General features: G+C 61.8%; 11 protein-coding genes. 9 read left to right on the top strand and 2 right to left on the bottom strand.

The window, feature by feature from the left end:
* The first annotated feature begins 44 nt into the window (after positions 1 to 44).
* The 8 genes from ATN38_RS06210 (at position 45) to ATN38_RS06175 (ending at position 9,630) form a co-directional block, all read left to right on the top strand.
* Positions 45 to 2,072 (top strand): CocE/NonD family hydrolase, encoded by a 2,028-nt coding sequence (locus ATN38_RS06210; RefSeq protein WP_054188923.1) that lies wholly within the window; start codon positions 45 to 47, stop codon positions 2,070 to 2,072.
* 62 nt (positions 2,073 to 2,134) lie between these two features.
* A complete protein-coding gene (locus tag ATN38_RS06205; protein WP_030535270.1) occupies positions 2,135 to 3,379 on the top strand; it encodes an aldolase/citrate lyase family protein in 1,245 nt (414 codons plus the stop codon).
* 3 nt (positions 3,380 to 3,382) lie between these two features.
* Positions 3,383 to 4,369 (top strand): allantoicase, encoded by a 987-nt coding sequence (alc, locus tag ATN38_RS06200; RefSeq protein ID WP_030535271.1) that lies wholly within the window; start codon positions 3,383 to 3,385, stop codon positions 4,367 to 4,369.
* Positions 4,370 to 4,385: 16 nt separating this feature from the next.
* Complete coding sequence (gene puuE, locus ATN38_RS06195; RefSeq protein WP_003940421.1) at positions 4,386 to 5,315, top strand: allantoinase PuuE; 930 nt, start codon at positions 4,386 to 4,388, stop codon at positions 5,313 to 5,315.
* 169 nt (positions 5,316 to 5,484) lie between these two features.
* Positions 5,485 to 6,396 carry an SDR family NAD(P)-dependent oxidoreductase gene (locus ATN38_RS06190; protein ID WP_050654767.1) on the top strand — a complete coding sequence of 304 codons (912 nt, stop codon included), beginning with the start codon at positions 5,485 to 5,487 and terminating at the stop codon, positions 6,394 to 6,396.
* A 1-nt stretch (position 6,397) separates the two neighbouring features.
* Complete coding sequence (locus tag ATN38_RS06185; RefSeq protein WP_003939862.1) at positions 6,398 to 7,318, top strand: hypothetical protein; 921 nt, start codon at positions 6,398 to 6,400, stop codon at positions 7,316 to 7,318.
* Positions 7,315 to 8,802: an NAD(P)/FAD-dependent oxidoreductase gene (locus tag ATN38_RS06180; RefSeq protein ID WP_218747724.1), complete on the top strand. Its 1,488-nt coding sequence runs from the start codon at positions 7,315 to 7,317 to the stop codon at positions 8,800 to 8,802. Before ATN38_RS06185 ends, ATN38_RS06180 begins: the two co-directional genes overlap by 4 nt.
* 75 nt (positions 8,803 to 8,877) lie before the next feature.
* Positions 8,878 to 9,630, top strand: coding sequence for a MerR family transcriptional regulator (locus ATN38_RS06175; protein ID WP_007733922.1), 753 nt, complete (start codon positions 8,878 to 8,880; stop codon positions 9,628 to 9,630).
* Positions 9,631 to 9,673: 43 nt separating this feature from the next.
* On the opposite strand, the gene ATN38_RS06170 is transcribed toward ATN38_RS06175, so the two are convergent.
* The gene (locus tag ATN38_RS06170; RefSeq protein WP_030535277.1) at positions 9,674 to 10,429 is read right to left on the bottom strand and encodes a class I SAM-dependent methyltransferase; all 756 of its coding nucleotides are present in this window, start codon (positions 10,427 to 10,429) and stop codon (positions 9,674 to 9,676) included.
* An 82-nt stretch (positions 10,430 to 10,511) separates the two neighbouring features.
* The gene (locus ATN38_RS06165; protein WP_256931580.1) at positions 10,512 to 11,762 is read right to left on the bottom strand and encodes an MlaD family protein; all 1,251 of its coding nucleotides are present in this window, start codon (positions 11,760 to 11,762) and stop codon (positions 10,512 to 10,514) included.
* 338 nt (positions 11,763 to 12,100) lie between these two features.
* Here ATN38_RS06165 and ATN38_RS06160 point away from each other — a divergent pair, with 338 nt between their 5' ends.
* Complete coding sequence (locus tag ATN38_RS06160; protein ID WP_075834233.1) at positions 12,101 to 12,412, top strand: helix-turn-helix transcriptional regulator; 312 nt, start codon at positions 12,101 to 12,103, stop codon at positions 12,410 to 12,412.
* Positions 12,413 to 12,493 lie beyond the last annotated feature (81 nt).

The following is a 12,493-nucleotide window of genomic DNA, read 5'->3' as shown; positions in this document are numbered from 1 at the left end:
GTGGGGGCAGGGCTGGGTCATCACAACAGGAAATTGGGGTTTTCGTGAGGACACGACTTCTACGTCGAAGGTCGACAACGATTGCGGTGGGGCTGTGCGTCGTGGGATTGACGGTGCCGAGCGCCGTCGCTTCTGCGGATCCGACGGGAGGGTCGGACGGGCAGGCCTGGCTCGCGGCAACGGAGGCGACGCCGCAGTATCCGGGGGTCTCCATCGAGTGGGACGTGCCCATCACGATGAGTGACGGCACAGTTCTGCAAGCGAATGTGTACCGACCGGCGGATGCATCCGGGCGGGCCGTGGAATCGAAGACGCCTTCGGTCCTCAACATCACGCCGTACACGAAACTGCTGGACACACTGGTGGATTCAGCTCTGTCGATCCCGCAGGTCGGTGAGACGCTGATGGACGTTGCGAACTCGCTCGACCTCGCGGCGCCGTTCGACGGCGTGTCGGAGTTGACGGGCGTCATCGCCGGCGGAGGCGCCAGGGTTCTCGGCGTCAACCGTGATCTGGTCCAGAACGGATACACGCAGGTAGTGGTCGACGCACGTGGAACCGGCTTCTCCCAAGGTAATTGGGACGTGCTCGGTAAGCGCGAGCAACAGGATTCGGTCGAGGTCATCGACTGGATGAGCAAGCAGGGGTGGTCCGACGGGAAAGTAGGGATGGCGGGCATCTCGTACTCCGCGATCAACTCGGTGCAGGCGGCGAGCAACAATCCATCTGCACTGAAGGCGATCTTCCCGGTCGAACCTGGCAACGATCTGCTGCGCGACATCGTCGGAACCGGTGGCGGCCTCGGAGTCGGGTTCATGCCGTTGTGGTTGACCGCGGTCAACGGGCTCAAACTCATCCCGAACGTTCAGGACATCCTGCAAGGAAACTTCGATCCCCTGTGGTTGGCGAGCCGCCTCGAGGATCCCGGTACGCTGATTCCCGAACTGGTGCAAGCGATGACGGCTCAGAGAATCGAGGACGTGTCACCGTCGACTCTGCAAGTCGCGCAAGACGGGCAGTTCTATCAGGACCGAGCCGCTGACGTCGGCAACATCGCCGTTCCGACGATGGTCTACGGCGGTTGGCACGACATCTTCGCCAACAGTGAGCCGCGGATCTACAACGGAATCGATCTGCCGCCCGGGCAGAAGCAGTTGATCATGGGGAACGGCTATCACGTCACTCCCGGTGGAGGATTCGGCAAGGACGGTGCGCCGCCGCGCCTCGACGTGCTCGAACGTGCGTGGTTCGACAAGTGGCTCAAGGGCATCGACAACGGAATCGATCGTTACGGTCCGGTGACGATGTTCCAGCAAGGCGGCGGATGGATCACGGACGATCAGTTCCCGCGAGCCGGTGCGAGCTACGAACGTATGTATCTGAACTCTGCGCCCAGCGGTACTGCCGCCCACGCAGCGCACGACGGTTCGCTGACGAATGACCCGCCCAGTGCCGCAGCGCGATTGACAGTCGCACCAGGACTGCGAGGCTTCTGCTCCGGTGACGGAACTCAGGGAACTGCCGGGATCTCCGTGGTGCTCGGTGCGACGTGTTCCAAGGATTCCCGATTCCAGGAAGCGGAGGGCCTGACGTTCACCGGTGAGGCAGTGACGGAGCCGACCTCACTCTCGGGCCCGATCAACGTCCACCTCGAGACCGTCCTGGACGCGACGGACGGATTCTGGGCAGCGACGGTCAACGACGTAGCACCGGACGGAACATCGACACCGATCACGAACGGCGCTCTGACTGCGTCGCTGCGGGCAGTCGACGATTCGAAGAGCACTCGCTCGGCCAACGGTGACTACAGTGAACCGCACCACTATCTGACGATCGACACGCGTCAGCCGGTGGTTCCCGGTGAGGTCACCACCGTCGACATCAACATGCTCCCGACGGACGCAGTGCTGCAACCGGGGCACCGGCTCCGCGTCGACGTCTACGCTGCCAGCGTGCCGCGATACCTGGCGCTCGGCCCGATGCTCGCCGACAGCCAACTCAAACCGCAGCACATCGAGTTGGCTGCAGACCGGCCGAGCTTCGTCAACGTTCCGTTCGTCGGGGGCCGCTGACTCGGATTGGATCGGCGGCGTGAGAACCTGCGGGCTCGCGGACGTTCTGAGAAGATCGTCCGATGACAGAATCCCGACTCTCCGCCGCCGTCCACGATCGTCTGGACGGACTTCTGGATCCGGTGGACGAGCGGCTCGCGGCGCAGTACCCGGGAAACCGTGACGAGATCCAACCCGTGCACACGATTTACGTCAGTGCCGCGGATGCAACCGTCGACACCCCTCGACTCTGGGGTGAGCAGGCGATCGCGCTTCTCGATTCCCATGCTCATGTGTTCGCCGATCTCGACACGGAGAATGCGCTCGCTGATGTGCGAGTTCAACTCGGCCGCAAGCCGGTCCAAGACTTTCGGATCGATTTCGAGGACGGGTACGGACGCCGCAGCGACGAAGAAGAAGACGATGCAGCGACGTCGGCCGGACAGACGCTTGCCGCGCTCAGCGCTGATCCTGCCGGGCCGAACTGGAGCGGAATCAGGTTCAAGGGGTTGCCGGCCGGTGAGCGTCGGCGCTCGATCAGGACGCTCGAGCTTGTGCTCGACGCGGCCGGCAGAGTGCCGGACGGATTTGTCTTCACCGTTCCCAAACTGCGCGCGGTGGAGCAGGTCACGGCGACGGTGTTGCTCTGCGAAGAGCTGGAGAAGGCGCACGGACTCGAGCTCGGTTCGCTTCGGTTCGAGTTGCAGATCGAGAGCCCGCAGGCGGTCATCGCGGCCGACGGAACGGTGGCAGTTGCTCAGGCCATCCATCGCGGTGCCGGTCGTCTGACCGGTTTGCATTACGGCACTTACGATTACAGTGCAGCTTGCGGAATTGCATCGCGTCATCAGTCGCTCGAACATCCGGTGGCAGACCACGCAAAGGCTGTCATGTTGGCTGCTGCCGCGCAGACCGGCGTCTGGGTGTGCGACGGGTCGACTCAGGTCGCGCCTATCGGGAGCGCCACGGCGATCCGCGACGCGATCACTCGGCACCATCGCCTCGTCACGCGGTCCCTGGAACGCGGTTACTACCAGGGGTGGGACATGCACCCTGGGCATCTGGTCACCCGCTGGCTCGCCACGTTCGGCTTCTATCGCAACGCGCTCGGCGCCGCTGCCCCGCGCATCCAGTCGTACTTGGGGCGCCAAGGTGGCGACGTGATGGACGAACCTGCAACCGCCCAGGCGCTCGCAGCGGTGGTACTGCGCGGGCTCGACGCGGGGGCTTATCCGGAATCCGAAGTTCTCCGGCTCGCCCCGAGCGCCGACACCAACGCACTCCGTCACCTCGTAGGACGCACCACACCGATCACAGGAGAACACTGACCGATGAGCACCACCGAATTCACCTTGCTGCCCGATCTCGCACTGCGCACCCTCGGCGGAGCCGTCATCTGGGCGAACGACGAGGCGTTTGCCGAGCGTGAGGCCCTGATCCGCCCAGGCAAGGCCGGGTACCAGCCGGCGACGTTCGGTCACAAGGGGCAGGTGTACGACGGTTGGGAGACGCGTCGCCGCCGGGTGGCAGGCCATGACGAGGCGATCGTTCGACTCGGTGTTCCCGGAGTGGTGCGAGGCGTCGTGGTCGACACCGCGTGGTTCAAGGGCAATTACCCGCCCGAGATCTCGGTGGAAGCAATCTCGGTCGACGGGTATCCGGATCCCGCCGACCTGGCCGGATCCGGCGAGTGGACAACCATCGTCGAGCGCTCGACCGTGCACGGTGACTCGGAGAATCCGTTCTCGGTGGCGTCGGAGGAGCGGTGGACGCACGTCAAGCTGACCATTTACCCGGACGGCGGCGTGGCGAGATTCCGTGTTCACGGCGAAGCGCGGCCGGACCCGCGTTTCCTCGATGCCGGGCCGTTGGACCTCGCAGCACTCGAAAACGGTGGCCGCGTGACCGATTGCTCCAACATGTTTTACAGCTCACCGCAGAACATCCTGTTTCCCGGACGCGCTGCTTCGATGGGTGACGGGTGGGAGACCGCCAGGCGCCGCGACAACGGAAACGACTGGGTGCAAGTACAACTCGCGGGTGAAGGCGTGCTGAGTTTCGTCGAGATCGACACCTCGTACTTCCTCGGAAACAGTCCAGGTGAGGGCGCTCTGACCGGGCGGACGTCGGAGGGGGAGTGGATCGAACTGTTGCCGCGCACGACGCTGCGTCCGGATACGCGCCATCGCTTTCCGATCGATTCCGAAGTCCAGGTCACCGATGTTCGTCTGGACATCTTCCCGGACGGTGGCCTGGCGCGGCTGAGAGTCTTCGGCGTACTCACCGACGCTGCTCGCGCTGTGATCTCCGGGCGCTGACGGTAAAGTTGTTGGCATGAGCGACTATCCGCGCGACGACTATCCCCGGGACATGGTGGGGTACGGCCCTCATCCGCCGCATCCGCACTGGCCCGGCGACGCGCGGATAGCGGTTCAGTTCGTGCTCAACTACGAAGAGGGAGCCGAGAACAACGTCCTGGACGGGGACGCGGCTTCGGAAACATTTCTGTCGGAAATGACTCCGGCAGAGGCATTTCCGAATCGACACATGAGCATGGAATCGCTGTACGAGTACGGCTCACGGGCCGGGTTGTGGCGTGTACTGCGAACCTTCGAGCGGCGAAACCTGCCTCTCACGGTCTTTGCGGTGGCGCGGGCGATGCAGCGTAACCCCGAAGCAGTCAGTGCTTTTCAGGAGTTGGGCCACGAGATCGCGTGCCACGGATTACGTTGGAAGTCTTACCAATCCGTGGACATCGAGCGCGAACGCGCTGACATGGCCGAGGCGGTGCAGATTCTGCGAGATCTGACGGGTTCGGCGCCTCTCGGTTGGTACACCGGGCGCGATTCACCGAACACCCGCGAATTGGTCGTCGAGCACGGCGGCTTCGTCTACGACTCCGATTCATACGCCGACGATCTGCCGTACTGGGTCGACGTTCCGCGTGGCGCAGAATCGGTGAAGCACCTGGTCGTTCCGTACACCCTTGACACCAACGACATGCGTTTCGCCTCTCCCGCAGGATTTCCCAGCGGTGATCAGTTCTTTGCGCACCTACGCGATGCCTTCGACGTGCTGTATGCGGAGGGGACGGCCGGATCGCCCAAGATGCTCTCGATCGGGTTGCACTGCCGCATAGTCGGCCGCCCTGCCCGTGCGGCCGCTCTCGAGCGATTTCTGGACCACGTGCAGTCACACGAGAAGGTCTGGATCGCGCGGCGCATCGACATCGCCGAGCACTGGAAGACCGCGCACCCCGTTTAGATCACGGTCGGTCGACAAAAGACTTCATTCGAGCAGTCCGGGTACTGGTTCGACTGCCGCGTATTCCGCCATCGAATTCTAGGCCATTGACAACTGGCACGGTTGTGGATGACTCTTTGGAGATGGAGAAACACACAGCAGTCGAAGCGTCTTCGAGGTGAGCCGACCGGTGCCGACCAAGAAACCGACCAAGAACCGCGGATCGAAGTTGTCCCACAATGCCCGCGCAGTGGTGACCGGCGCCGGCAGCGGAATCGGCCGTGCCTTTTCGTTGGAGTTGGCGCGCAGAGGCGGTGAGGTGATCTGCGCGGATATCTCGCTGGAACGGGCCAAGGACACAGTGGCACTCATCGATGAGATCGGTGGTACCGCGCACGCCGTCAAATGCGATGTGTCAATTCGTGAGCAGGTTCAGGACCTGGCGTTGTTCGCGGAACTCGAACTTGCGGGTCCGCTTTCGTTGGTGATCAACAATGCCGGGGTGGGTATCGGTGGAAAACCGGTGGGCGAGATCGGTTTCGACGATTGGGAGTGGGCACTCGGGATCAATCTGTGGGGTGTCGTGCACGGCTGTGAGATATTTGCTCCACAACTGCGTGCGAGCGGCGCCGGGGGATTCATCAACGTGGCCTCGGCTGCTGGGTTTGCGGCTGCGCCGCTGATGGCGCCCTACAACGTCGGTAAAGCCGCCGTGATGTCGCTCTCGGAGACCTTGTCCGCTGAACTTGCCGGTACGGGAGTGCGGGTGACGGTGCTGTGTCCGACCTTCGTCAAGACAAATGTTGCTCTCGACGGCCGAATCACCGCGGAAGCAACACAATTGGCGCAAGCGTTGATGCGGCGAACCGGCTTTTCGCCGGAGCGCATCGCCGTCACCACTCTCGACGCCTACGACAAGGGTCGACTCTACGTGGTGCCGCAGTTCGATGCGAAGGTGATCTGGCGACTCAAACGGTATCTACCCGTTGCATACACCTGGGGCTGTGGAGTTCTCAATCGCTTTGCACCGAAACAGAAGTCGGGTTCATCTGGAACTTCGGCGGCGCCGGAGACGAACTCGCCGAGCACGAAAGGAGCGTGACATGTCCTTCGATTTCGACGGCATGCTGCACAAGATCAAGGACCGCCAATGGGCTCTGGTGGACATCGACTGGGATGCTCCGGGCGCCGAGACGATCAGTCCAGAGCTTCATGCGAAGCTGAAACCGTTCATGTCGGACCTGATGTGGATCGAGAACGTCGGTGCCCGTGGCTTCGCTGCGATGGCTCTCAAGGCGCCGACTGAAACTCTCCGAGACATCTATCGGCATTTCCACGCCGAGGAACAGAAGCACGCCAACGCCGAACTCGCGCTGATGCGTCGTTGGGGAATGCTGGACGGCGACGAGATGCCCGAGCCCAACATCAACGTCAAGCTCGTCATCGACTGGCTGGACAAGCATTCCGACGGTTTGTCGCTCTCGATTCTCGGGACCGTCATACCGATGCTCGAGGTGGCGCTCGACGGAGCCCTGGTCAAGTTCATCATGGACGAGATCGAGGATCCGGTCTGTCAGGCTGTGTTCAAGAAGATCAATGCAGACGAGTCCAGGCATCTGGCGGTCGATTTTGCGGTGATCGAGATGCTCGGGCACTCGACGACGCGCAAGCTCGTTGTCGAAACCGTCGGCGCCTGGATGAATCCGGCGTTGATCATCGGGACACTTCGCTACATCCCGCTGCTGAACAAGATGCGCGACAACATCGTCGACATGGGAGTGAACGAGGAACGGCTCTACACCGCGATGAAGCGATTCAGGAACGTAGGCGAACGGAGTCCGGCCGCGCTCCGCGTCCCGATGTATCGGGTGGTGAAGTGGCACGGCAACATGGTCATCAATCGCAACCATCCCTACCATCTGCTTGCCGATCGGATGGTCAAGGTCACTGGCCGACTTTCCGGCAGCAGGCTCAATTCCGAGCCGACCTGGGCCAAGGAACTTACGTACGAGCCACTCGCATGAGTACTGCCGAGCCACTGTCAGTGGCGATCATCGGTGGAGGTTTCGCAGGAATCGGAGCGACGATTCGGTTGAAGCAGAACGGTATCGAGGACTTCGTCGTTCTCGAACGCGGCACGGAGGTCGGCGGGACGTGGCGCGACAACACGTATCCGGGAGCTGCGTGCGACATTCCGTCCCGTCTGTACTCGTACAGTTTCGCCCCGAACCCGGACTGGTCGCACACCTACTCGGCCAGCGCGGAGATCCTCGGCTACATCCGAACGATGGTGAAAGAGTTCGGCCTCGAGCCGAAGATTCGGTTTCGGTGCAACGTCACGGGCGTCGAATGGGACGAGCAGACAGGTGTCTGGGCGATCGCGCTCGAGGGCCGTGAAGCGGTCATTGCCCGGACCGTCGTCATGGCGTCCGGTCCGCTGGCGAACGTCAGCTTTCCCGCTGTTCCGGGTTTGGAGAGCTACGAAGGACACAAGATTCACAGTGCTCGCTGGGACCATGACTACGACTTCACCGACAAGCGGGTCGCAGTGATCGGAACCGGAGCCAGTGGCGTCCAGATCGTCCCGGAACTCGTGAAAACTGCACGATCAGTGAAGGTTTTCCAACGAACACCGGGATGGGCATTGCCGAGAGCAAACCTACGCACCCGATCTCGCACGAAGGATCTGTACCGTCGTCATCCGGTCGTCCAGACTCTGGCGCGTCGGGCTTGGTACTGGGGACACGAATCGGTAGCTCTCGGGGTGGTGTGGGAATCCCCGTTGACGAGGGTGGTGGAAACAGTCGGGCGTCTTCATCTGCGCATGCAGGTGAAGGACCCGTGGTTGCGGCGACAACTCACTCCCGACTTTCGGGCAGGGTGCAAGCGGTTGCTGATGACCAGCGAGTATTACCCGGCTCTCCAGCAAGACAATTGCACACTCGTGACCTGGCCGATCGCGAGATTGGCGCCACATGGCATTCGCACGGTCGAAGGGATCGAGCATCAATTCGACTGCATCGTCTTCGCCACCGGCTTCGACGTTTGCAAGACCGGAACACCGGTCCCGATCATCGGCCGGGACGGACGTGTGCTCGCTCAGGAGTGGAAATCCGGGGCGCGTGCGTACAAGAGCATTGCGGTATCCGGTTATCCCAACCTGTATTTCACCTTCGGACCCAACTCGGGTCCGGGGCACAGCTCCGCCCTTGTGTACATGGAAGCGCAACTCGACTATCTCGCCCAAGCGATCAAGATCGTTCTCGAGCGCGACCTCAAGGCACTCGATGTTCGTCAAGATGTCGAAGATGCGTACAACGTCGAGTTGCAGCGTCGGCTGTCGAAGACCACGTGGAACTCGGGATGTTCGAGTTGGTATCTCACCGACGAAGGATTCAATGCCACTATGTTTCCCGGTTTCGCGACCCAGTACGTGAACCAATTGAAATCGGTGGATCTTCGGGACTACACGAGCACGGTGCGCGAGAAAGACACCGCGCAGACCTGATCCCGGGTTCTGATCGGCCTGGTGTTGCCACTAAGTTGGAATCGTGACGACCGACGCGGCAGAGGAGACGAGGCGGTGACCGAGTACCGCATCGACGATCTAGCGCGCGCTGCGGGCACCACCTCGCGGAATGTACGGGCATATCAGGAACGTGGATTGCTTCCTCCGCCGGAGAAGCGTGGGCGGGTAGGCATCTACGGCGACGCGCACCTCGAACGCCTCAAGCTGATCGACACGCTTCTTCAACGAGGTTTCACCACTGCGCATATCGACGACTTCATCACCGGGTGGGAAAGCGGGAAAGACCTGACAGAGGTGCTGGGTCTGCAGCACGCGGTCACCGAACCATGGTCCCGCAGCGACACCGTGAGTATCGAGATGGCCGTCGTACGCGAGTTTCTCGGGGGAGATGCAGATGGTCAACTGCATCGTCTCGTAGATCTCGGACTGGTACAGATCGAAGGAGAGAACTGCGTTTTCACCGATCCTGCTTTGCTCAGCGGATTTTCGAGTCTCCTCGACTACGGTTTCACTCTCGATCAACTGGTCGATGTGCACGAAAAGCTTCACAACGCTGTGGACGGGATCGCCAAAGACCTGATTCAGGCGGCAAAGGATCGCATCGTCGATCAGCACGGGGTCGGTTGGCTCCCGGAGGGCGACGAGGTTGCCGGAACAGCCGAGATGCTCCAGACGATGCGTGAACTCGGTGTGGCGTCGGTACATTCGGCACTGGCCCGGGCACTCGACGCGAACCTTCAGCGTGAACTCGGCGACTATCTTGCCGCTGCGATCGGCTCGCGGAGCGACGCCGACGAGTCCGACTAGCAGCATCGATCACGTTCGGGATGTGCGGCCCGTCGCGGTGCGCTCAGCTCTTGCGTGCCTCGATCAGGAATCGACTCGAGTGCGCGACAAAAGATCCGTCGCGACGGATCTGCTGATCGAGTTCGCGGAGCCGGTCCCGATACTGCGCGACGGTGAATCCCGGAACCATCCAGATCACCTTGCGTAAGAAGTAGACAACGGCGCCGATGTCGAAGAATTCCATGCGCAGACGCTCGAAACGCAGGTCGACGACGGTGAGCCCGGCCTCAATCGCGTCGGCAGTTTCGTCCTCGTGGTGCCGTCCGCGACGAGCCTGCGGCTGAGGACCGAGAAAGTACTCGACCAGTTCGAACACGCTGGCGTGACCCACATGTTGAGCGAAGTACGTTCCTCCCGGTTCGAGTACCCGCGCGATTTCGGTCCACCACACCGTCGCTGGGTGTCGGCTGGTCACCAGGTCGAAAGCCGAATCGGCGAACGGTAGCGGCGGCTCGTCCGGATCGGCGACCACCACCACACCTCGAGGACGCAGAAGGGCGGTGGCCTTGGCGATGTTCGGTGGCCAGGATTCGGTTGCTGCCATCACCGGCGGGAGTGACGGTGCAGCGGCGAGGACTTCGCCGCCGCCGGTCTGGATGTCCAATGCGGCGCCGGCGCGGCCGAGACGTTCACCCATCAGCCTCTGGTACCCCCACGACGGACGCTGCTCCGTGGCGCGTCCGTCGAGCCACGAGAAATCCCACCCGTCGACGGAGGCGGATTCCGCTTCGGCGACAAGTTCGTCGAAACCTCGTGACATGCTCTGTGACTCGCCTTCAGGCGTTCCTTCCGACATCACATCATCATCGTCGCGGAGGGTCGACGGTGCCAGTTGTTTACGGCTACTTCGGGGTGGCGCCGAGCATCGGTGCGAGTTGAGTGGCAATCGGGTTCAGGTTGAGCTTGTCCGGGTCCACCTTGGGCTTGCCGTCCCACGGTTGCGAGGTGTTCGGGTCGGCGAACGCGATGCGGTTGGCGCTACGAACCCCCGTTTCGCTGCCCTGAGGTGCCTGGCAGTTGGCGGCAGTGTTCAACGGGAAGTTCTGCGTCGTGTCGTCGAAGTTCGGGTCCTTGCGCTTCATCTCGTCGAGGATCGCCATGGTCCCTTCGTAACCGACGGTGCACGAGAGCGGGTTGTTGGTCTCGAGTACCAAGCCCAGATGTACTGTGCCGTCTCCCGGTGCAACGGTGGGCGCCGCCCCGGCGAGCGCAGGCAGGAAGAGCAGGAATGGCTGCAGCGAGGGCAGTGTCGGTGCGGCTGCCGCTGCAACGGCGGAGAGGTTGGAGAGGTTGGTCGTGAGCGCGGGGCCGGCTTCGGTGACGAGAGAGCCGACTTGTTCGCTGGCCGGTATGCCGTTGTCGATCACGCGTCGGATGTCGGGGTCGCTGGTGCGCAATTGCGCCGTCAGTGCGTCGAGGTCGGTGCTGAACTGCTTGATCGCCGACGATTGATCGGACTGGGTCGTGAGCACCGTCTGGCTGTCGCGGATCAGTCCGAGGGTCTGGGGAAGGGTGTCGAGGCCCGACTGGGAGATCCCCGACAGCGAGTCGGCAAGTACCTGCAGATCTTCGCCCTTGCCGTTGAATGCCGCGCCGAGTTCTTTCGCGACGGTGTGGAGTGCGTCGACCGGAACGGAGTGCACCAGACCGTTGGCGCTGGTCAAGACATTCTCGATCGGGATCGGCGTGGTTGTGTCGCCCACGGCGATCACCGAGCCGTCTTCGAGGAACGGGCCCTGGTCGGTATCGGGCTGAAGGTCGACGTACTGCTCGCCGATGGCTGAGCGATTGGCCACCACGGCCCGCGCGGATGCGGGAATCTGCGGAGCACTGCTGTCGATCAACAGGTCGACTTCGATTCCGTCGGACGTGAGCGACATGTCACCGACGCGTCCGACGGGTACACCGCGATAGGTCACTTCGGCGTTGGTGAAGATGCCACCGGACGTCGCCAGTTCGGTTTTGACCGTGTATTGGCCGAATCCCAGAAGATTTTCCAGCCGTACGTATTTCGCTCCGACATAGATCAAGCCCAGGAGTGCAACCACGACGAGGGCGACCAGCTGCCATTTGGCGAGCTTCGACATCACCATGAGGTGACGACCCTGAACTGATGCGGTGTGTTCATGGTTCGACTCCCGAATGACAAGCCGGGTACGGCTGGTGTTGAGCGAATTGTGTTCACCCACGGACGTTCTGAGGTGAACCGGAAACTTCCGGCAATTCGTTGTTGGCGATAACTATAAACAAGTCGTCACAGATAGAAAGTCGGCGCTGAGATTTCCGCAGGTCGTCGAAACGTAAGTGTCGCAGCTCACTTCGAATGCGTCGATGTGATGCAGACGGCTTTCGGTCCGGATCGGGCTTGACTTCGCCAAACATATCCACAAAAGTAGATGCGTTCCGGTTGTCGTGCAGAGGGGTGTGGTCCATGGATGCTTTGGCGATCTTCAAGGCGCTGTCCAACCCGACTCGCCTGCAGATCATGGAGTGGCTCGCGCATCCGGCGAAGTATTTCGACGAGGACTCGTATACGCAGCAGGATCTCGGGTTTCACATCGGAGTCTGTGTCGGTGACATCCAGGCGCGATCGGGACTTGCCCAGTCGGTGATCTCGGGGTACCTGCAGGGCATGAAAGACGTGGGTCTGCTCGAGTCCGAGCGTATCGGGAAGTGGACGTATTACCGACGAAACGAATCCGTGATCGGCGAGTTCAGGGAATTCGTTCGCGACAAGCTGTAGCGGCCGAATTGCCCTCGTCGGCTGGGTTGTTCAACCAAATATATCTACATATCTAGATATGTAACTTTCTTGTGTGACGAA

This window comes from Rhodococcus sp. FH8 (genome assembly GCF_019266085.1).
In the GTDB taxonomy this organism is placed as follows: Bacteria; Actinomycetota; Actinomycetes; order Mycobacteriales; family Mycobacteriaceae; genus Rhodococcus_F; species Rhodococcus_F qingshengii.
The sequence above is the reverse complement of the archived record's forward strand: the minus strand, read 5'-3'. Positions and strand labels throughout refer to the sequence as shown.

Bases quoted from the DNA above. Each gene is read 5' to 3' on its own strand.
- ATN38_RS06160 (WP_075834233.1), top strand. From the start codon at position 12,101: ATGGATGCTTTGGCGATCTTCAAGGCGCTGTCCAACCCGACTCGCCTG.
- ATN38_RS06180 (WP_218747724.1), top strand. From the start codon at position 7,315: ATGAGTACTGCCGAGCCACTGTCAGTGGCGATCATCGGTGGAGGTTTC.
- puuE (WP_003940421.1), top strand. From the start codon at position 4,386: ATGAGCGACTATCCGCGCGACGACTATCCCCGGGACATGGTGGGGTAC.
- ATN38_RS06165 (WP_256931580.1), bottom strand. From the start codon at position 11,762: ATGGTGATGTCGAAGCTCGCCAAATGGCAGCTGGTCGCCCTCGTCGTG.
- alc (WP_030535271.1), top strand. From the start codon at position 3,383: ATGAGCACCACCGAATTCACCTTGCTGCCCGATCTCGCACTGCGCACC.
- ATN38_RS06205 (WP_030535270.1), top strand. From the start codon at position 2,135: ATGACAGAATCCCGACTCTCCGCCGCCGTCCACGATCGTCTGGACGGA.
- ATN38_RS06185 (WP_003939862.1), top strand. From the start codon at position 6,398: ATGTCCTTCGATTTCGACGGCATGCTGCACAAGATCAAGGACCGCCAA.
- ATN38_RS06170 (WP_030535277.1), bottom strand. From the start codon at position 10,429: ATGTCACGAGGTTTCGACGAACTTGTCGCCGAAGCGGAATCCGCCTCC.